The organism is Myxococcota bacterium (genome assembly GCA_041389495.1).
GTDB lineage: Bacteria > Myxococcota_A > UBA9160 > UBA9160 > UBA4427 > JAWKRT01.
Window position 1 is genome coordinate 398,045 of record JAWKRT010000003.1, and the last position, 19,153, is coordinate 417,197.

Sequence of the window (19,153 nt, forward strand, 5' to 3'; positions counted from 1 at the left end):
CCCGTGCCGTCGCCCGGCTCGGATGCGTGCGCGGAGGACGGCGGCGCGTCGGGCGCGGTCGCGCCCGCGCCGTTCCGTCTCTTCTGCGTCTTCCACGCGAACCTCGACTTCTCGGCGATCCCGGACGCCGACGTGCCGGTCGTACTCGAGCGCTGCTACGCGCGGCTGCTCGACGCGGTCGAGCGCGAGGGCCTCCCGATCGGTCTCGAGATGCCGGCGCGCACGCTCGCGCGCATCGCGCGCGAGGAGCCCGACCTGCACAAGCGGCTCGCCGCGCTCGCCGAGCGCGGCCTGCTCGAGCTCGTCGGCTCGGGACGCGCGCAGGTCGTGGGGCCGCTCGCGCCGGTCGACGTGAACCGCGCGAACCTCGCGCTCGGATCGCGCGCGTACCGCGAGCTCGCGGGTGCCGTGCCGACGACCTGGTTCGCGAACGAGCAGACCTTCTCGCCCGGCCTCGCCGCGCTCTACCGCGAGGTGGGGGCGCGGGCGCTCGTCGTCGAGTGGAACAACCCGGCCTCGCAGCGCCCCGAGCTCCGCGCGCTTCGCGCGCGCCCGGCGCGCATCGCGACGGGCGACGACGCGACGCTCGCGCTGCTCTGGAACGACTGCGTGCTGTTCCAGCGCCTGCAGCGCGCCGCGCACGGCGACGTCCCCGAGCGCGACTACCTCGAGGCCGTGATGCGGGAGGTCGCGCGCGCACCGGGCGGTCGCCTGTGCGCGTACGGCGGCGATCTCGAGATCTTCGACTACCGGCCCGGGGGCGCGGCGCCGCGCGGCGCCGAGGACGGCGTCGAGATCGAGCGCGTCGTGCGGATGCTCGGCGCGCTCGCGCGCGATCCGCGCATCCGCCTCGTGCTCCCGCGCGACGTCGCGGACGACGACCCGGGCCCGGTCGTCGAGCTCGCGAGCGCGCAGGATCCCGTGCCGTGCAAGAAGCAGCCCCGCTACAACCCGACGCGCTGGCTCGTCTCGGGTCCGGATGCCCTCGCGACGAACACGCGCTGCCACCGGCTGCGCCGCGACCTGCGGGCCGCCGAGGCATGCGGGCGCGTCGCGCGCGGCTCGCTCGACGCGGCGCTCGTCGACGCGTGGCGCAGCGATCTGCGCACGCGCACGACCGAGGAGAAGCGCGCGGGGATGCGCGAGAGCGCGGCCGCGCTCGGCGCGACGTTGCGCGCGCGCCTCGAGGGCGCGGTGCCCGCCCTCGCGCGCGGCGAGGTCGCGCGGCTGCACAACCCGTGGCGCGACGCGTGGGAGCGCGAGATCGTCGAGCTCGAGGTGCGCTTCCGGGCGGGCGTCGCGTTCGGCGCGCGCGTGCTCGCGCAGCCTCCGGCGTGCCTCGGCGAGGGAGATGCGCAGGTCGACGTCCTCGATCGCCACCGCGACGGGAGTCTCCGCCGCGTGCGGCTCGTGCTCGCGCCGCGGCTCGATGCGGGCGAGAGCGTCGCGATCGGTCTCGCGCCGTGCGCGCGCGGCGAGGCCGCACCGCCGCCGGCGCCCGACGCCGCGGCGCTCGACACGGCGAGCGTGCGTGCGCGCTTCCTCCCGCACCGCGGCGGCGCGCTCGCCTCGCTCGCCTTCCCCGCGCTCGGCGCGTCGCCGCTCGTCGGCACGCTCCCGCACGGGAGCTTCGACGCGATCGCGTTCACGCCGGACTTCTACTCGGGGCACGTCGTGCTCGAGGCGGGCGCGGGCGGCAAGTGCACGACGCTCGCCGCCGCCGAGCGCACCGACGTCGCGAGCGACGGCGTGCTGCGCGGCGAGTGCGCGTTCTCGGTGCGCACACCGGTCGGCCTCTGGCGCACGCGCTACCGCGCGTACCGCTACCGCGCGCGACTCGACGTCGTCCACGAGCTCGAGCTGCGCGACGTCGACGTGCGATCCCTGCGCCTCGGGATCGCGACGCTCCTTCCCGCGGCGTTCGACCGTCGCACGCTTCGTCTGCGCGCCGTGAACGGCGGCGACGTCGTCGAGGAGCACGCGATCGCGCGGGGCGCGCGCATCGAGCAGGGCCGCGCCGTCTCGTCGACGGTCTCGGCGACCTCGTGCCTCGGTGCGACGGAGGGCTGGGTGTCGCTCGGCGACGCCGTCCGCGGCGTCGCCGTCGTCGGGGATCGCGCCGCCGTCGCCGTCGCGCCGATGCTCGACGTCTGCGACGTCGACGAGAGCTTCTTCGCGCGCATCTCGCACAGCGCGGCCGAGACCGACGACACGACGTGCCCGGGCCAGGGCTACCGCCGCGGCGCGTTCCGCTTCCCGTTCGCGCTGCTCGGTCACGCGGGCGGCGTCGACGTCGTGCGGCGCACGGCGCGCGCGATCGACCGCGGTCTCGTCGTGCGCCACCGGGGCGGCGTGGAGATCCTCGGTGGGCTCTGACGACGCGCTCGAACGCCTGCGCCGCGCGCACCCCGCGCTCGCTGCGCGCGTGCTGGCGAGCGACGCGAGCGGCGTCGAGGTCGGCGTGGCGCGCGACGGGGGCGCGACGCTCGCGGAAGCGGGGCGCCGCTGGGCGTCGGCCTACGCCCCGCTCGACGAGGCTCGCCGCTGGGTCGACGCGCTCGGCGAGGGTGCGGACGTCGCGGTCGTGCTCGGGCTCGGCGCCGCGCACCACGTCGACGCGCTGCTCGCGCGCGGCGCCGGCTGCGTGCTCGTGCTCGAGCCGAGCGCGGCGCGCCTGCGCGCGCTGCTCGAGCACGGCGGCGCGCTCGCCTGGCTCGACGACGAGCGCGTCGACCTCGCGCTCGACGCGGCGGGGCTCGCGCGCGCCTTCGCAGCCCGGTATGCGCCGGGCATGTCGGTGCGCGTGTTCGCGCATCCGGTGCTCGAGAAGCACGACCCGGAGGAGGCGGGCGCCGTGCTCCGCCGCATCGCGGAGATCAAGAGCGCGAGGGACGTCGTCGAGCGCACGCGCGTGTGGAAGAGCGCCGAGTGGCTCGCGCAGACCGCGCGCAACACCGCGCGCATGCTCGAGAGCCACGACTTCGCCGAGCTCGCGGGCGCGTTCGCGGGGCGGCCCGCCGTCGTGGTCGCCGCCGGGCCGTCGCTCGACAAGCAGCTCGCTCTCCTCGCGGAGTACCGCGACCGCGTGCTCGTGATCGCGATCGGGCAGACGCTGCGTGTCCTGCGCGCCGCGGGCATCGAGCCCGACCTCGTCCACGTGCTCGAGGCGCAGGACGTGGTGCACCAGCTCACCGGCGCGGGCTCCACCGACGACGTCGATCTCGTCGTGTCACCGAATGCGCATCCCGGGCTCTACGAGGTGCCGGTGCGTCGGCGCTTCGTCGCCTACGCGGCGCCCCACCGCTTCGCCGGCTGGGTGCGCGACCAGGTCGCGCACTGGCGGCCGGTCGAGTCGGGCGCGTCGGTCTCGCTCTCGGCGGTCGCGCTCGCGGGCGCGCTCGGCGCGCGGCCCGTGCTCGTGATCGGCCAGGATCTCGCGTTCACGGGCGGTCGCACCTACGCCGCGCACTCGCTCTACGAGGGCGTCGGCGCGCGCGCGGACGGGCAGGGGCGCGTGAGGCTCTCGAACGTTCGCGCGAAGGCGGAGCTGTTCGGCATCCCGTCCGACGACGACGTCTTCGAGGAGGCGCGCTGGGTCGACGGGTGGGACGGAGAAAAGGTCCTGACGACGGCCTCTTACGCGACGTTCATCGAGGAGTACACGACGGCGGCCGCGGCGCTCGCGGGGGCCGGGACGCGGCTCGTGAACTGCACGGAAGGAGGCGCCCACCTCCCCGGCGTCGAGCACGCCCGGTTCGCCGACGAGCTCGCGCGCCACGCGCGCGAGCGCTTCGACGCGCGCGCGGTCGTCGACGCGTGCGCGCAGCCACCGCCCGCGGATGCGCGCGCGCGGCTCGCGCGCGGGATCGGACGCGCGCGTGCGCGATTGCGCACGCTCGCACGCACGGCCGAGCGCGGCCGGCGCGCCGTCGAGCGCGTCCTCCCGCACGCGGATCGCCCGCGCGCGCAGGACGCGCCCGAGCTCGAACGCATCGCCCGGCTCGAGCGCGCGGCGCGGCGCGGGCTCGGCGCGCTCGACTGGCTCGACGACCTCGTGCGTCCGCACCTGCACGACGTCCGTCTCGCGCTCCACCGCACCGAGGAGCGCGAGCTCGCACTCGCCGAGGCGCTCGCGCTCTCGGGCGGGCTGTTCGCGGCGCTCGAGCACGCGATCGCGTCTGCGCGCGCGACGCTCGACGAGGTCGAGGCGGGGCTCGCGCGGGCAACGCAGACCGGGAGCGCGCCCGCCGCGGAGCGCCGCACTGCGGGCGCGCACGGCGTGGATGTCGAGCGCCGCGCGGCGCGCGCACGCGACGCCTAGCGAGCCGCGCGGGCGTTCTCGGCCCGCGAGGCCCCGGTCGGCGTTGCAGCTCGCACGCGGCGCGTGCAGATCGAAACGCGACACGTCCCGGATCTTCCCGCCTCGCGCCTTCCTGCCGGCCTCCTGCGTCTGGCATGCCGCTTGCTCCCGGTCGGGCTCGCGCCGTGCGCCGCGCGCGCGGACGCGAGCGCGCGCCATCGCGCGCCGGGAGGAGCCGTGGAAGTCGAGCACAACGGATCGCGGGTCGAGGTCGCGCCGGGCGCGACGGCGACGCTGGGCGAGCTCTACGAGCTCTGCTGCGCGAGCGATGCGACGCCGCGCGTGCTGCAGCGCGTGTGCGTCGACGGGAGCGAGCTCGACGAGTCGGAGTGGGAGGCGTCGCGCGACCGCGCGAGCGGCGGCGTGCGCCGCATCGAGATCGAGACGCGAACGCTCGGCGAGGCCGCGCGCGCGAGCCTCGTGCACGCGCGCGCGTACTGCGACCCGGTCGCGAGCGCGGCGCTCGCCGTGGCCGCCGGCCTGCGCGACGGGCGCCGCGCCGAGGCGATGCAGACCTACGCCCACCTCCTCGATGCGCTCGGGGTGCTCGGGGGGACGCTCGCCGCGGCGGGCCAGGCGCTCGCGGTCGAGCACGCGGGATCGGGAGCGCGCGATCCGGGCGACGCGCTCCGCGGGTGCGAGGACGAGCTGCTCCCGCACCTCCAGTCCCTGCTCGCCGCGCAGGAAGCGGACGACGAGCTCGGCATCGCGGACGTGCTCGAGTACGAGGTCGCGCCGCTCGTGCGCGCCTGGGCCGCGCGCGCCGACGCGCTGGCCGATGCGCTCGCGGCCGGGCCGCGGCCCGAAGGAGGTTCCCGATGACGGACGGTGCCGAGAAGCGAACGCTCTTCCGCATGTCGGTCGAGCTCCCGATCCGCCATCGCCTCGCGACCGAGGCGGAGATCGCCGCGCTCGAGGCGCAGACCGAGGCGCGCGCGTCGGCCCCCAAGTCGACGCTCGATCCGGAGCTCACCGACACGATCGCGCGGCTCGAGCGCAAGCTCGACCTCTTGCTCGCGCTCGTCGCGCCCGACCGCTTCGCCGAGCCGCTGATGCCGCACGCGATGCGGCGCGCCGAGCTGTCGGGCTCGGGGTGCTCGTTCCGCGTCGGCGAGCGCGTCGACGTCGGCCGCCGCGTCGTGTGCGAGATGCTGCTTCCCGAGAAGCCGCCGCACTCGATGCGCGTGACCGCGCGCGTCGTGTCGTGCACGCCGGTCGCGGGGAGTCGCGAGTTCCTGCTGGCGCTCGCGTTCGAGGCGATCGAGGAGCGCGAGCGCGACCGGATCGTGCGCTTCCTGAACCGGCGACAGATCGAAGAGCGACGCGCGGCCGGAGGAGAGGCGTGATGCGCCTCCTTCGCGCGGGCGCGCGCGCGGCGATCGCGGCGGCCCTGCTGGTCGTGCTCCCGCCGCTCGCCGCGCCGTCGCGCGCGGCGCTGGCAGACGAGATGGTCTCGTTCCCCGCGCGCCTGCTGCTGCCGCACGCGATCTACGACGAGCCGATCGATCCCGCGCCGCTCTGCCTTCCCGCCGTGCTCGCGCGGCGCGTCGCGCGGCGCGCGGAGCGGCTCGTCGCCGCACCGGTCGACCCCGACGTGGCCCGTCACTGGGTCGCGCTCTACGACCACAGCGGCGGGCGCGACGTGCTCGCGCGCTTCATCGCCGCGCGCGCGGCGCGCACGCCCGCGCAGATCCGCCAGTCGACGATCGCGCTCGACGAGCTGCGCGGCGACGTCGATCGCGAGCTGCGCGAGTGCGCGACGCTCGAGAGCGCGCGCATCCTGCTCTTCGAGCGGCGTCACGCCGACGCCGCAGCGCGCGCCGTGCAGGCGCTCGCCCTCTCGCGCACGCCGGAGCGTCGGCGCGCGGCCACCTTCTACCGGGGCGAGGCGCTCGCGCTCGCGGGGCGCGGCGACGAGGCCCTCCCGTTCCTCCGCGCGCTCGCCGGAGCGGACGACGACGCCGACCCGATCGCCGCCGCCGCGCGCGCGCGCATCGCCGCGCTCGAGCTCGCCGGCGACGTCGCGGGCGACGCGCGCGCGCAGGCGCGTGAGGCGCTCGAGTCGTCGGTCCTGCGCGCGCGCGCGATCGGCCTTCCGGTCGCGGCATTCGGGACGCGCGCCGTCGAGGCCGCACTCCGCGACGGCGACGAGCAGGGCCTGCGCGAGTGGATCGACGCGCTCACGAGCACACGCCTCCCGATCGAGGTCGGCGACTGGCTGCGCGTGCTCGAGGCCGACCTCGAGGTCGCCAAGGGCCACGTCACGACCGCGCGCGCGAAGTACGACGCGATCGCGCACGCGCGCGAGGGAAGCCCGATCGGCACGCTCGCCGCGCTGCGTTCGCTGCGCCACGCCGACCTGCGCCGGGGCGATCGCGAGATCGAGTGGCTGACGCGCACGGCGGCGTCCGCCGTCCCGCCGCTCTCGGGCTACGCGAAGCTCGTGCTCGCGCAGGCGTCGATCGCCGCCGGCGAGAAGGAGGCGGCGCTCGACCTGCTCTCGGCCGCCGTCTTCGAGCACCCGCGCGCGGACATCGCCCGGCCGATCGGCGACCTCGTCACGCAGCTCCTCGTCGAGCTCGTGCGCGCGGACGACGGCGACACGTGCTCGCGCTCGCTCGAGCTCGCCGACTGGCGGCGCTCGCTGCTCGTCCAGGCGAGCACGCGCGTCGAGCCGTTCCTCGCGCTCGGCCGCTGCTACGAGCGCTTCGGTCTCGCGGCGGCCGCGGAGTCGCTGTACCGCGAGGTGCTGCGGCGCTTCGGGGCCGACGTCGCGCCCGCGCTCGCGCTCCCGCTCGCGCGGACGTCGCTCGCCCTCGGCGAAGTGGCGCGCGCGCGCACGGTGGCGGCGGCGCAGGCGCGCGCCGGCGGCCCGCAGCGCGCGGAGTGGGAGCTCCTGCTCGGGCGCAGTGCACTCGCGGAAGGCGATGCCGAGGCGGCGATCGCGACGCTCGTGCCGCTCGTCGAGCGCCGCGAGCCGGAGGGCGAGGCGCTGCTCGCCATCGTCGAGCTCGCGCGTGCGCTGCGGCCGCGAGGCGAGCTCGGCGCGCGCGGCGACCTGCTGGCCAACGCGCTGCTCGCGCTCACGCCCGCGCAGCGCGACGAATCGGCCGCGCTGCTCGCGCTCGAGCTCGCACACGCGCGCCGCGCCCTCGGGCGCGACGGGGACGCGCGGGCGCTCTACGACCTCGTCCTCGGGACGAGCGCGCGCGCCGGCGCGCGCGCCGAGGCGCTCTACTGGCGCGATGCGGGGGCGCGCGATCGCACGCGCGCACCGGCGCTGCGCGAGATCGCGCGCGCGCCGGAGACCCGCCCGTGGTCCGAGCTCGCGCGCACCACGCTCGACGTCTTCGACCTGCGCGCGCGGCTGCGCGCGGGCATGCCGAGCGTCGCTGAGTACTTCGCGGAGGCCGGGGGATGATCGGGGCCCGACTCGACACGGGGCGGAACGAGACCGCGCGGCACGAAGCCGCGCCGAACGACGGAGCGCGGGCGGGCGCGAGCGACGCCGTCGCCGAGGGGCGCTCGCTCGCCGCGCGCATCCACCTCGCGGCGAGCGAGCTCGAGCGCGAGGCGGCGACGCCGCGCGTCGCGGCGATCGCCGCGCGCCTTCGCGACGCGACGCGCGAGCTCGCGGCGTGGTCCGCGTCGCTCGGTGTGCTCGCGCGGCGCGCGCCCGCGCGCCGCACCGCGCGCCTCGACACCGAGCTCCGCGCGCTGCACGCGCGCATCGCGCCGGTGCTGCGCGCCCGCGGCGTCCGGTGGAGCGCGCCGACGGGCGTGCCCGCGTCCTGTGGACTCGACGCCGGCGATCTCCGCCGCTGCCTGTGCGAGCTCGTGCGCGCCGGGGCGGCGGCGACGCCGGACGGCGGCCCGGTGTCGACCGACGTCGAGATCGCGGACGGGACGCCGCGCCTGACGCTCGCGCTCGGGCTCGCGCCCGACGCGGCCGCGTCCGCGTTCGACGCGCCGGCCTGGCGCGCGCTCGCCGACGAGCTCGGCGCACTCGGCGCGCACCTCTCGCTCGATGCGGACGCCGCGCGCGCGCGGATCGCCTTTCCCGCGGAGGAGGTGTCGCCGTGCAGAGCGTCGTAGTCGTCGCCGACTCGTTCGCACTCGCGCGCGAGGTCGCCGGCGCGCTCGAGCGCGCCGGCTATGCGGCGCGCGCGCGGGCGTGCACGCCGTCGGCCTGGGACGAGCTCGCCGGCGAGCGCGTCGACGTCGCCGTGGTCGACGCGTCGGCGGCGCGACGGCTGCTCGATCGTCCGGCCGACGCGCTCCTCGGTGCGCCGCCGCTCGTCGCGATGCGCGCCGCCGGCGGCGAGCTCTCGATCGACGCGCTCTCGGCGCTGCGCGCGCACACGCGCGTCGAGCTCCTGCCGACGCCGTTCGGTGTCGACGAGCTCGAGGCGGGGGTCGCCGCTGCGCTGCGCGCGCGCCCGTCCGCGTCGTCGCCTCCGGAGTCCGACGTCGAGGAACGCCTGCGCGACGCGATCGAGGCCGCGGCGGCGACCGATGCGACGGTGCTCGTGCGCGGCGAGAACGGAAGCGGCACGAGCACGGTCGCGCGCGCCATCCACCGCGCGAGCCGCGGCGCGCAGGCGCCGTTCGTCGAAGTCGACGCGCGCACGGCGCGCGGGGCCGCCGGCTGCGCGCAGCTGCGCGCGGCGTTCGAGGAGGCGAGCGCGTCGGCGCGCGGTCGCGGCGCGCTCGCGATCGATCGGCTCGGCGAGCTCGACCCGCCGGTGCAGGCGGCGCTCGTCGCGCTGCTCGACGCGACGCCCGCCGGCGCCGGGCCGCGCTGGTTCGCGACGACGAGCCGCCCGCTCGCCGACGAGGTGCGCGCGGGCCGGCTGCGTCCCGAGATCGCCTATCGCTTCGAGATCGTGGTCGTCGACGTGCCGCCGCTGCGCGCGCGTGCGGCTTCCTTCGAGCGCGTCGCGCGCGAGCTGCTCCGCGACGCCGCGCGCCGGATCGGCGTGCGCGAGCCCGAGCTCGGTACCGAGGCCGTCGCGGCGCTCGCGCGCCATCCGTTCCGGGGCAACCTCGTCGAGCTCGCCGCGCTGATGGAGCGCGCCGCGCTGCTGTTCGCGGGCCGCCCGGTCGACGCCGCGCAGCTCGTCGAGGGCGGGGCAACGCCGCCGCCCGCGTTCGTGGCATCGACGCTCGACCTCCGCGCGCTCGAGGAGGCGGCGATCCGCCGCTCCCTCGCGCAGGAGGGCGGGAACCGCGTGCGCGCGGCCGAGGTGCTGGGCATCAGCGTCAAGACGCTGCGCAACAAGATCCAGCGCTACGGGCTCGCCGACGTCGGGCGCCCGATTCGACCCACCTCCATTCCAGGCTGAACGTTTCGCGCTGAACGACGCGCGCCGCCGCGTGCCCGAGCCGCGGCGAGGCGCGCGCGCAAGTGTGCGGAATCGCGACGGTCCTCGTCGCCTCGGCGGACGCGGCGCGCGTGGCACGGCGCTTGCTCTCCCGCCCGGTGGTGCTTCCGCCGGGTGCGGAAGGAGGGCAGGCATGGCGGACGGATCCGACGCGCGCGTGGGAACGCTCGACGGGCTCGAGCGGGCGATGCGCTTCCGCGTGGCGCGACAGGGCGTGCTCGCGGCGAACGTCGCGAACGCGGACACGCCGGGCTACCGGCGCACCGACCTCGCGTTCGACGCCGCGCTCGATCGCGCGTCGACGACGCGCCTCACCGACCCGCGCCATCTCGGCTCCGGCGTCGGGCCCGAACAGCAGTGGAAGGTCGAGCGCGAGGCCCGCAGCGACGCGCCCGACGGCAACGGCGTCGACTTCGACCGCGAGGTCATCGCGCTGTCGCGCAACGCCGGCGCGTTCACCGAGGCCGCGAACGTCCACGGCCGCATCGTCGCGATGCTGCGCATGGCGATCCGGGGCGAGGCGTAGGCCGCGTCGGACGCCGCAGGAGGGAGGGGCAGGTGAAGATCAACGACATCGTCGACGTGGCGGCCTCGGGCATCGCGGCCCAGCGCGCGCGGCTCTCGACGACCGCGTCGAACCTCGCGAACGCGAGCTCGACCCGCACCGCCGAGGGCGGCCCGTACCGCCGGCGCGACCCGGTGTTCGAGTCCGAGTCCGTGGGAGGCCCGTTCGCCGATCGGCTCGGCCGGCACGTCCAGGCCGTGCGGGTCGCGCGCATCGTCGAGGACGACCGGGCGCCCATCCAGCGCTTCGACCCGAGCCATCCCGATGCGAACGAGGACGGCTACGTGTCGCTTCCCAACGTGAGCCCCGTCGAGGAGCTCGCCAACATGATGTCGGCGATGCGGACGTACGAGGCCAACCTGCTCATGATGCGCAAGGTGCGCGAGATGGCGGACGCCGCCATGCAGCTCGGTCGTTAGTCGCCATGATCGACGAGCTGCGCAGTGGCCTCGCCTCGCTCTCGGATGCGCTCGGCACGAAGCGCGCCGGCGGGACGGACGACGCCGCGAAGGCGGCCGGCGGCGGCGCGCGCTTCGCGGACGCGCTCGGCGACGCGATCTCGAGCGCCGACCAGGATTTCAAGGCGGCCGAGGAAGAGGTCCGCCAGCTCGCCCAGGGCAAGGGCGACATCGTCGAGACGATGATCGGGATCACCCGCTCCGAGCTCTCGCTCGGGTTCGTCGTCCAGCTCCGCAACCGGGCGCTCGAGGCCTACCAGGAGATCATGCGGCTTCCGCTGTAGGGACGGTCATGAACGAAGGCTTCCTCGACAATCTCTTGAAGCAGTTCGCGGCGATGACGACGGCGCAGAAGACGGCGCTCGGCGCGACCTTCGCGCTCTCGCTCGCCTTCTTCGGCTGGATCGCGAGCGGCGCGGCGTCCGGGTCCGAGCGGCTCCTCTACCGCGGCGTGCCGCAGGAGGAGGCGGCGAAGGTCGTCGACGCCCTGTCGGCCGAGCGCATCGCCTACCGGCTCGACGACGAGGGCACGAGCATCTACGTGCCTTCGCAGGACGTCCACCGCGCGCGCATCCGGCTCGCGGCGCGCGGGCTCCCGAACGGCGGCGGGCCGGGCTTCGAGCTGTTCGAGAAGAGCAGCTTCGGCGTCACCGACTTCGTGCAGCGCGTGAACTACCGACGCGCGCTGCAGGGCGAGCTCGCGCGCTCGATCGAGACGCTCGCGCCGGTCGACCGCGCGCGCGTGCAGATCGCGCTGCCCGAGCCGTCGCCCTTCGTGGGCGACCGCAACCGCCAGCCGAGCGCGTCGATCGTCGTGCAGCTCGTGGCCGGTCGCGAGTTCTCGCCGAGCCAGATCAGCGGCGTCGTGCACCTCGTCGCCTCGAGCGTCGAAGGGCTCGACCCGCTCAACGTGACGCTCGTCGACGGCGCGGGTCGCATGCTCGCCCCGTCGGGCGACGGTCCGTTCGCCGACGGCGCGTCGGGCGGCGGGAACGTCTACGAGACGGATCTCGAGCGCTCGCTCGGCCGCCGCATCGAGGAGATCCTCTCTCGCACGGTCGGGCTCGGCCGCGTCGTCGCCCACGTCAACGCGGATCTCGACTGGACGCGACGCGAGACGACCGAGGAGAAGTTCGACCCGAACTCGCAGGTCGAGCGCAGCGAGCAGCGCTCGACGGAGGAGTCGGCCGAGGGCGTCGCGCTCGCCGCGGGCGGCGTGCCCGGATCGGGCTCGAACCTCCCGGGCGGCAACGGCGGGGGCGGCGGCGGCGGCGACTCGGCGACGTCGAAGCAGACCACCGAGACGATCAACTACGAGATCAGCAAGACGGTGAGCCATTCGGTGTCGTCGGCCGCGGCGATCGAACGGCTCACGGTGGCGATCCTCGTCGACGGGAAGCCCGGCGCCGAGGGCGGCGAGTTCACGCCGTGGAGCGACGAGGAGCTCGGACGCTTCCGCGAGCTCGCGATGCAGGCCGTCGGCTTCAACGAGCAGCGCGGCGACACGATCATGCTGACGTCGGCGCCCTTCCACACGATCCAGATCGAGGACGAGGAGGGCGGGTTCCTCTCGCCCGAGCTCTTCCCGCTCGTCGGGCAGGTGCTGCAGGGCGTGCTGCTGCTCGTCGCGCTGTTCCTGTTCGCGACGCTCGTCGTGCGGCCGCTCGCGGCGGCGCTCGTGCCGCCCGCGAACGCGCCGCTGCCCGAGGGCGTGCAGGAGGTGCTCGCGAAGCTCGCGGCCGGCGAGCCGCTCGACGGCGGCAAGGCGGGCGGTGAAGGCGCCGGCCTGCGCGACCAGCTCGCGGCCCTCACCGCCAACGCGGAGGGCGCGTCGGTCGACACGCTCCGCAGCTGGCTGCGGCAGAGCTGATGGAGCTGCACAACCTCACGGGGCCGGAGAAGGCCGCGATCCTGATCCTGTCGCTCCCGACGGAGGCCGCGAGCGCCTTCCTGTCGCAGCTCGAGGACGACGAGGTCGAGCGCATCATGACGGCGGTCTCGCACATGGGCGAGGTGTCGGCCGGGCTGCAGCGGCGCGTCGTCGCCGACTTCCAGAAGACGCTCGCCGAGCAGAGTGGCAGCGTCGTCGGCGGGCGCGAGCGCGCCGTCGAGCTCGCGCATCGCACGCTCGGCGACGAGCGCGGCGACCGCATCATCGCCAACCTCGGCCGCGACGGAAGCGGCATCGAGTGGACGCTGCAGGCGTTCGAGCCCGACTTCATCGCCGAGACGCTCGCGAACGAGCACGCACAGACGATCGCGCTGATCCTGTCGCAGCTGCCGGCCGAGCGCGGCGCGGAGGTGATCGCCGCGCTGCCCGAGGCGCGCCGGCCCGAGGTCGTGCTGCGCATCGCCGACCTCGACGAGGTCGAGTCGAAGGTGATCGACGCGCTCGAGGAGAGCGTCGCCGAGATGTTCGGCGACCGCTTCGGGGCCGCCGCGCGCGTCGGCGGCGCGAACGTCGCGGCGCTGATGCTCAAGCGCGTGTCGTCGGCCGAGAGCGACCGCATCCTCGCGCTGCTCGAGTCCGAGAGCGCGGAGATCGCGAAGTCCATCCGCGGCCAGATGCTCACGTTCAACGACCTGGTCGACATCCCCGACCGCGGCTTCCAGATCCTGCTGCGCGAGGTCGCGTCGGAGGACCTGGTCGTCGCGCTCAAGACGGCGTCGGACGAGATGACGCGCAAGGTCTTCGCGAACGTCTCGTCGCGCGCGGGCAAGCAGCTGCGCGAGGAGCTCGAGCTCCTCGGTCCGATGAAGCTCTCCGAGGTCGAGGCGGTGCAGGAGCGCGTCATCGCGACGGTGCGCTCGCTCGCGGACGAGGGCGTGATCGAGCTGAACCTGGGGGACAGCGACGATGTCCTCGTTTGAGCCGGTCGCGCTCGCGGGCCGCGATGCGACGGACTTCGTGCCGATCGCGCTCGGCGCGCGCGACGGCTTCGCGGGCGCCGGACTCTCGCGCGACGAGCGGCACGAGGCGCTCGAGCGGGCGCGCCGCGACGAGCTCGCCGCCGCCGTCGAACGCGCGCGCGCAGAAGGCGCGGAGGCGGCGCGCGCGGAGGATCGAGAGCCGTTCCGCGCGGCGCTCGCCGCGCTCGCCGAGCTGCGGCGCGACTACCTGGTGCAGAGCCGCGAGGGCATCGTCGAGCTCGCGCTCGCGATCGCCGAGCGCGTCGTGCGCCACGCGCTCGCCGAGCAGGCCGATCTGCTCGCCGCGTTCGTCGAGCACGCGGTGGCGACCGTCGCCGCGGACGGCCCGCTCGAGGTGCGCGTCTCGCCGATCGATTGCGAGCGGCTGCGCGCCGGCGAGGCGGACGACGCGGCGGTCGCGCGCGAGCGCGGCTACGTGCTCGTGGCGGATCCCGCGCTCGCGCGCGGCGACGTCGTCGTCGAGGGCGCGAGCTCCGAGCTCGACGGGCGCATCGAACGGCTGCTCGGGATCGTGCGCGCGAGCCTGCTCCCGGTGGATCGCGACGAGATCGAGCGCGGCGGCGCCGATGCGCCCGGCGGAGGCGCGCGATGACGGCCGACGCGGGCTTCGTCCGCGCGAGCGTCGCGCGCGTGCGGCGCAGCGAGCCCTTCCGCGCGATCGGCCGCGTGCGCAGCTGCGTCGGCCCCGCGCTCGACGTCGTCGGTCTGCGCGCGGGCATCGGTGCGCGCTGCGCGGTCGAGGTCGCGGGCGCAGCTCCGATCGAGGCCGAGGTGATCGGCTTCCGCGACGACGCGTGCGTGCTGATGCCGCTCGCCGGCTGCGAGCGGCTCGCGCCCGGCGCGCGCGTGTGGGCGGCCTCGGAGGGCGACGGCGTGCCGACCGCGGATGCGTGCCTCGGGCGCGTGATCGACGCGCGCGGCCGCCCGCTCGACGGCGGCCCGCGGCTCGCGCTCGACCCGCTGCGCACGCTCGCGGCGCAGGTGGTGCCCGCGCTCGAGCGCGCGCCCATCCGCGAGCCGCTCGACGTCGGGGTGCGCTCCATCAACGGGCTGCTGTCGGTCGGGCGCGGCGCGCGGCTCGGTCTCTTCGCCGGCTCGGGCGTCGGCAAGTCGACGCTCCTCGGGCAGATCGCGCGCTACACGAGCGCCGATTGCAACGTCATCGCGCTCGTCGGCGAGCGCGGGCGCGAGGTGCGCGAGTTCCTCGAGCGCGACCTCGGCGACGCGCTCGCGCACTCGATCGTCGTCGTCGCGACGGGCGACGAGGCGCCGCTCCTCCGCATCCGCGCCGCCCACCTCGCGTCGGCGCTCGCCGAGCAGCTTCGGCTCACGGGGCGGCACGTGCTGCTCCTCATGGATTCGCTCACCCGCTTCAGCTTCGCCGTGCGCGAGATCGGCCTCGCCGCGGGCGAGCCGCCGACGACGCGGGGCTACACGCCGAGCGTCTTCCGCAGCCTGCCGCAGCTGCTCGAGCGCGCGGGCAACTTCGAGTGCGGCAGCATCACGGGGATCTACTCGGTGCTCGTCGACGGCGACGACATGAACGAGCCCGTCGCCGACGCGGCGCGCTCGATCCTCGACGGTCACATCGTGCTCGCGCGCCGGCTCGCCGAGCGCGGCCAGTTCCCGCCCGTCGACGTGCTCGCGAGCGTCTCGCGCGTGATGAACGACGTCGTGTCGAGCGAGCACGCCGAGCTCGCGCGGCGCGCGCGCCGCGTGCTCGCCGACTACGCGGAGGCGGCGGATCTGATCTCGATCGGGGCCTATGTCGACGGCGCGAGCCCGGCGATCGACGAGGCGCGCGCGCGCATCGGGGCGGTCGAGCGGTTCCTGCGGCAGACGCCGGACGAGCGCGGCGAGTGGCAGCAGACGCTCGCGGCCCTCCGCGGCGTGTTCGGAGGGAGCGCGTCGTGAAGCGGTTCCGATTCCGCCTCGGCAGCGTGCTGCGGGTGCGCCGCATCGAGCGCGACCGCGCGCGCGCGGCGCTCGCCGCGAGCGTCGCGCGCTGCCGCGGGCTCGAGGCCGCGTGCGCGCGCGAGCGCGCCGCGACGGCGGGCGCGATCGACGGCCTGGCGCGCGCGCTCGGCGCGGGCCTGCGCGGGCGCGACGTCGCGATCGCGGCGATGGGGGCCGATCACGGCGTGCGCGAGGGAGAACGCGCGGCGCTCGAGCTCGCGCGCGAGCGCGCACGCGAGCGCGAGCTGCGCGGCGAGCTCGTGGCGGCGGAGGCGCGCGTGCGCGGGCTCGAGCGCCTGCGCGAGCGCGCGCTCGAGGCGCACCGCGCCGAGGTCGCGCGCGCCGAGCAGAGCGCGCTCGACGAGGCCGCGGGCTTCGCGCGCCGCGCGCGTTCGCAGGAGGTCGCATGACGGCGCGGCGCGCATCGGGGAGCGCGGCGCGCATGCGCGCGCGCGCGGTGCTCGCGGTCGCGTGCGCGGTGTCCGCGCTTTGCGCGTGGCCGCCGGTCGCGGGCGCGGAGCCGGCTGCCGTCGCGGGCGCGGGCGCGGGCGAAGCGAAGGAATACGCGCCGCAGACGCAGCGGCTGCTGCTCGAGATCGATCGCCGCGCGCGCGAGCTCGACGATCGCGAGTCGATGCTCGTGCAGCGCGAGCGCGCGCTCGCCGAGCTCGAGGCCGAGCTCGCCGCGCGCCTCGCGGAGTGGGACCGGCTGCGGGTCGGCATCGAGCGCCGCATCGACGAGCTCAAGGAGGGCATGGGCGATCGCGTCGCCGCGCTCTCGAAGACCTACGGATCGATGCCGCCGGAGCGCGCGGCGGACCTCGTGCGCGCACTCGAGCCCGACCTCGCGACCGCGGTCGTGACGCGCATGAAGAGCAAGCAGGCCGCGAAGGTGCTCGCCGCGTTGCCGCGCGATCGCGCGAAGGATCTCAGCCAGCGGATGGTGACGCCGCTCGTGCTCGACGACGTCGAGGAGGCCGCGGACGCGGCGCCCTCGAACGCGCCGCCGGTCGGCGCGCCTGCGCCGGCTTCGAAGGAAGGGAGCAAGCCATGATCGAGGTCGCGCGCGTCGCCGACGGCGGCGTCTCCGGTTCTGCGGCGACTGCGCGCACGGGCGCGAGCAGCGAGTCGCGCGGCGCGGGCGGGCCGTTCGCCGAGATCTTCGCGGCCGCGCAGCAGGCGCCGTCCGGTGGGGCGGAGCGCGATGCGCGCGCGGTGACGGGGAGCGGCGCGGCGCACGGTGCGAGCGCGGCTCCGAGTGATCCGCAGCGCGGCGCCGCGCCGGGCACCGCGCAGACGGAGGAAGGCGCCGCGACGAGCGCCGGCGCGCAGGCGGACGACGAGACGAGCGCGGGCGACGTCCCGGCGGAGGCCGGGACTCTCTCGCTCGCGGGCGCTCTCGCCGCGGGTGCCGTGGCCGGCCCGGTCGCATCTGCGACGCCCGCCGCGCCGTCCGCCGAGGGGGCGCAGTCGGGAGCCGCGTCCGTTGCAGAAGGCGGAGCGGCGACGTCGGGTGCGCCCGTCGCGGAAGCGGCGAGCGCGGCTGCGGGCGACGTGCCGCCGGACGACGCCGCCGCGCGCGCGGCGGCGAACGGTGGGGTCGCGACCGGGCTCGCCTCGCCGACGGAGGCGGTGCCGGTCGAGGGCGCGCCCTCGGAAGACGACGTCGCGGCGCGCGTCGCCGCGGCGACCGGAACGGCGAGCGGAACGGCGCCCGGCGCACCCGGCGCGCCGAACGCACCCGATGCACCCGAAGTCGCTGCGGCGCGCGAAGCGGCGGCGCCCGCGGTCGCGACGCTCGCGGCGGGCTCCGCGCCGGCTGCGGACACGGCGGCCGCGGCCGCGAGTGCCGCTCCGTCGGCGGCGCCGCGCGTCGACGCGGCATCCGAAGCTCCCTCGAGCGGTGCCGCCGAGGCGCTGCGCGAAGCGGCGTCGCTCGTCGAGGCCGCGTCGGTCGACGACGCCGCCGCGGACACCGGCTTCGGCGATGCCGGCGATGCCGACACCGCGGGTGGCGGGTCGAGCGCACATCCCTCGACGTCGCTCGAGCTGCCCGCGCCTCCGGTCGTTCCGGTCGCGCACGCCGGCCCGTCCGCGGAGGCGGGGGCCGCGGCGCTCGGCGCGGCACCTGCCGCCGGCGTCGAGACGGCGTCGGCTCCGACGGATCCCGCGCGCATCACGGCGACGCCCGCTTCGCTCGACGAGGTCGCGACCCGCATCGCCTGGCTCGCGGAGGAAGGCGGCGGCGCGGCGCGCATCCGGCTGCATCCCGCGCACCTCGGCGAGCTCGACATCCGCGTCCGGCTTCGCGGCAACGCGGTCGAGGTGAGCGTGCTCGCCGGCGACGCGTCCGCGCGCGCGGCGCTCGGCGACCAGCGCGGCGCGCTCGCGACCGCGCTCGGCGAGCGCGCGCTCGCGATGGCCTCGTTCGACGTGCGCGACTTCGGGGCCGGAACGGGCTTCGCCCGCGACGGCGGGAGCGCAGGCGCGAACGACGGCGGCGCCGCGCGCGCCTTCGCGGCGCCTGCGGTCCGCGCGGTCGCGGCGGCGCCGTCCGCATGGGCGAGCGCGCCGCCGCAGGGGGGAGGCGTCGACGTCCGCGTGTGACGCGCGGACCGCGGCGCGGAGACGATCGAAGCGAACGCGCGCTCGCACTGCGAGGCGCAGGGAGAGGAGAGAAGGAATGGACATCCAGTCGGCGAGCGCGCCGGGCACGACCGCCGCGACGAGCGCGGCGTCCGCGGCGGCGAATCGCGACCGCACGACGCTCGGCCAGGACGAGTTCATGCGCATGCTGATCACGCAGCTCGAGCACCAGGACCCGCTCGAGCCGCAGGACCCGACCGAGTTCACCGCGCAGCTCGCGCAGTTCAGCACGCTCGAGCAGCTCACGAAGATCCGCGAGGGCATCGACGGACTGCGCTCGGACGAGGGCGCGTTCTCCGACGTCGCCTCGCTCGCGGGCCTCGTCGGCCGCGACGTCGTGATCCGCTCGTCGATGTTCGAGGTCGATGCGGGCGGCGCGGTGCCGGGCCTCGAGCTCGACCTCGCGGCGCCGGCCGAGGCCGTGCGCGTCCGCGTGCTGAACGCGGCCGGCATTCCCGTCCGCACGTTCGACCTCGGCTCGCTGTCGAGCGGCCGCCACGCGCTCGCGTGGGACGGCCTCGCGAGCGACGGAACGCCCGTGCCGCCGGGCACCTACGAGCTGCGCGCCGAGTCGGTGTCGGGCGCGAACTCGACGCGGCTCGAGACGCTCGTGCACGGCACGGTCGACGCGGTCGAGCCGCTCGCGGGGGGCGGCGCCTCGATCACGGTCGGTCCGGCGCACGCCGCATCCGACGCGATCGTCGAGGTGCGCCGCACACCGGAGCCGGTGGCGTCCGCTCCGGCCGTCGCTGCGACGCCGGTGCTCGCGCCGGCCGTCGAGCCGCTCACGGAGATCGCGGGAAGCTAGGCCGCGCGCACGCGCGGTCGCCGCTCTCGCTCACAGATCGGATCG

Annotated in this window: 18 protein-coding genes; all 18 read left to right on the forward strand. The window is 76.5% G+C overall.

Annotation, left to right across the window (positions count from 1 at the left end):
• The first annotated feature begins 3 nt into the window (after window positions 1-3).
• Window positions 4-2,376 carry a hypothetical protein gene (locus tag R3E88_18095; GenBank protein ID MEZ4218394.1) on the forward strand — a complete coding sequence of 791 codons (2,373 nt, stop codon included), beginning with the start codon at window positions 4-6 and terminating at the stop codon, window positions 2,374-2,376.
• Window positions 2,366-4,321, forward strand: a complete 1,956-nt coding sequence (locus R3E88_18100) for a 6-hydroxymethylpterin diphosphokinase MptE-like protein (GenBank protein ID MEZ4218395.1) — start codon at window positions 2,366-2,368, stop codon at window positions 4,319-4,321. The genes R3E88_18095 and R3E88_18100 overlap by 11 nt, the downstream gene beginning before the upstream one ends.
• Window positions 4,322-4,537: 216 nt before the next feature.
• Entirely contained in the window at window positions 4,538-5,182 is a 645-nt protein-coding gene (locus tag R3E88_18105) for a hypothetical protein (GenBank protein MEZ4218396.1), read from the forward strand.
• A complete protein-coding gene (locus R3E88_18110) occupies window positions 5,179-5,706 on the forward strand; it encodes a PilZ domain-containing protein (protein MEZ4218397.1) in 528 nt (175 codons plus the stop codon). The genes R3E88_18105 and R3E88_18110 overlap by 4 nt, the downstream gene beginning before the upstream one ends.
• Window positions 5,706-7,781 (forward strand): hypothetical protein, encoded by a 2,076-nt coding sequence (locus tag R3E88_18115; protein ID MEZ4218398.1) that lies wholly within the window; start codon window positions 5,706-5,708, stop codon window positions 7,779-7,781. The genes R3E88_18110 and R3E88_18115 overlap by 1 nt, the downstream gene beginning before the upstream one ends.
• Complete coding sequence (locus tag R3E88_18120; GenBank protein MEZ4218399.1) at window positions 7,778-8,455, forward strand: hypothetical protein; 678 nt, start codon at window positions 7,778-7,780, stop codon at window positions 8,453-8,455. The genes R3E88_18115 and R3E88_18120 overlap by 4 nt, the downstream gene beginning before the upstream one ends.
• A complete protein-coding gene (locus R3E88_18125) occupies window positions 8,440-9,705 on the forward strand; it encodes a sigma 54-interacting transcriptional regulator (GenBank protein MEZ4218400.1) in 1,266 nt (421 codons plus the stop codon). Before R3E88_18120 ends, R3E88_18125 begins: the two co-directional genes overlap by 16 nt.
• Before the next feature lie 172 nt (window positions 9,706-9,877).
• On the forward strand, window positions 9,878-10,270 hold the full coding sequence (gene flgB, locus R3E88_18130; GenBank protein ID MEZ4218401.1) for a flagellar basal body rod protein FlgB: 393 nt from the start codon (window positions 9,878-9,880) through the stop codon (window positions 10,268-10,270).
• A 32-nt stretch (window positions 10,271-10,302) separates the two neighbouring features.
• Window positions 10,303-10,728 (forward strand): flagellar basal body rod protein FlgC, encoded by a 426-nt coding sequence (gene flgC, locus R3E88_18135; GenBank protein ID MEZ4218402.1) that lies wholly within the window; start codon window positions 10,303-10,305, stop codon window positions 10,726-10,728.
• 5 nt (window positions 10,729-10,733) lie between these two features.
• Window positions 10,734-11,051 carry a flagellar hook-basal body complex protein FliE gene (locus R3E88_18140; protein MEZ4218403.1) on the forward strand — a complete coding sequence of 106 codons (318 nt, stop codon included), beginning with the start codon at window positions 10,734-10,736 and terminating at the stop codon, window positions 11,049-11,051.
• 8 nt (window positions 11,052-11,059) lie between these two features.
• Window positions 11,060-12,637, forward strand: a complete 1,578-nt coding sequence (gene fliF / locus R3E88_18145; GenBank protein ID MEZ4218404.1) for a flagellar basal-body MS-ring/collar protein FliF — start codon at window positions 11,060-11,062, stop codon at window positions 12,635-12,637.
• Window positions 12,637-13,638 carry a flagellar motor switch protein FliG gene (fliG, locus tag R3E88_18150; protein MEZ4218405.1) on the forward strand — a complete coding sequence of 334 codons (1,002 nt, stop codon included), beginning with the start codon at window positions 12,637-12,639 and terminating at the stop codon, window positions 13,636-13,638. The genes fliF and fliG overlap by 1 nt, the downstream gene beginning before the upstream one ends.
• Window positions 13,625-14,290 carry a FliH/SctL family protein gene (locus R3E88_18155; GenBank protein MEZ4218406.1) on the forward strand — a complete coding sequence of 222 codons (666 nt, stop codon included), beginning with the start codon at window positions 13,625-13,627 and terminating at the stop codon, window positions 14,288-14,290. The genes fliG and R3E88_18155 overlap by 14 nt, the downstream gene beginning before the upstream one ends.
• Window positions 14,287-15,612 (forward strand): FliI/YscN family ATPase, encoded by a 1,326-nt coding sequence (locus tag R3E88_18160; GenBank protein ID MEZ4218407.1) that lies wholly within the window; start codon window positions 14,287-14,289, stop codon window positions 15,610-15,612. The genes R3E88_18155 and R3E88_18160 overlap by 4 nt, the downstream gene beginning before the upstream one ends.
• Entirely contained in the window at window positions 15,609-16,064 is a 456-nt protein-coding gene (locus tag R3E88_18165) for a hypothetical protein (protein ID MEZ4218408.1), read from the forward strand. The genes R3E88_18160 and R3E88_18165 overlap by 4 nt, the downstream gene beginning before the upstream one ends.
• A complete protein-coding gene (locus tag R3E88_18170; protein ID MEZ4218409.1) occupies window positions 16,061-16,708 on the forward strand; it encodes a hypothetical protein in 648 nt (215 codons plus the stop codon). The genes R3E88_18165 and R3E88_18170 overlap by 4 nt, the downstream gene beginning before the upstream one ends.
• Window positions 16,705-18,261, forward strand: coding sequence for a flagellar hook-length control protein FliK (locus R3E88_18175; GenBank protein ID MEZ4218410.1), 1,557 nt, complete (start codon window positions 16,705-16,707; stop codon window positions 18,259-18,261). The genes R3E88_18170 and R3E88_18175 overlap by 4 nt, the downstream gene beginning before the upstream one ends.
• 76 nt (window positions 18,262-18,337) lie before the next feature.
• Window positions 18,338-19,108, forward strand: a complete 771-nt coding sequence (locus R3E88_18180; protein ID MEZ4218411.1) for a flagellar hook capping FlgD N-terminal domain-containing protein — start codon at window positions 18,338-18,340, stop codon at window positions 19,106-19,108.
• Window positions 19,109-19,153 lie beyond the last annotated feature (45 nt).

What these genes read in the sequence shown, in the direction of transcription:
- R3E88_18170 (MEZ4218409.1), top strand. Translation starts at nt 16,061, where the DNA reads ATGACGGCGCGGCGCGCATCGGGGAGCGCGGCGCGCATGCGCGCGCGC.
- flgB (MEZ4218401.1), top strand. Translation starts at nt 9,878, where the DNA reads ATGGCGGACGGATCCGACGCGCGCGTGGGAACGCTCGACGGGCTCGAG.
- R3E88_18110 (MEZ4218397.1), top strand. Translation starts at nt 5,179, where the DNA reads ATGACGGACGGTGCCGAGAAGCGAACGCTCTTCCGCATGTCGGTCGAG.
- fliG (MEZ4218405.1), top strand. Translation starts at nt 12,637, where the DNA reads ATGGAGCTGCACAACCTCACGGGGCCGGAGAAGGCCGCGATCCTGATC.
- R3E88_18115 (MEZ4218398.1), top strand. Translation starts at nt 5,706, where the DNA reads ATGCGCCTCCTTCGCGCGGGCGCGCGCGCGGCGATCGCGGCGGCCCTG.
- R3E88_18175 (MEZ4218410.1), top strand. Translation starts at nt 16,705, where the DNA reads ATGATCGAGGTCGCGCGCGTCGCCGACGGCGGCGTCTCCGGTTCTGCG.
- R3E88_18160 (MEZ4218407.1), top strand. Translation starts at nt 14,287, where the DNA reads ATGACGGCCGACGCGGGCTTCGTCCGCGCGAGCGTCGCGCGCGTGCGG.
- R3E88_18155 (MEZ4218406.1), top strand. Translation starts at nt 13,625, where the DNA reads ATGTCCTCGTTTGAGCCGGTCGCGCTCGCGGGCCGCGATGCGACGGAC.
- R3E88_18140 (MEZ4218403.1), top strand. Translation starts at nt 10,734, where the DNA reads ATGATCGACGAGCTGCGCAGTGGCCTCGCCTCGCTCTCGGATGCGCTC.
- R3E88_18180 (MEZ4218411.1), top strand. Translation starts at nt 18,338, where the DNA reads ATGGACATCCAGTCGGCGAGCGCGCCGGGCACGACCGCCGCGACGAGC.
- fliF (MEZ4218404.1), top strand. Translation starts at nt 11,060, where the DNA reads ATGAACGAAGGCTTCCTCGACAATCTCTTGAAGCAGTTCGCGGCGATG.
- R3E88_18120 (MEZ4218399.1), top strand. Translation starts at nt 7,778, where the DNA reads ATGATCGGGGCCCGACTCGACACGGGGCGGAACGAGACCGCGCGGCAC.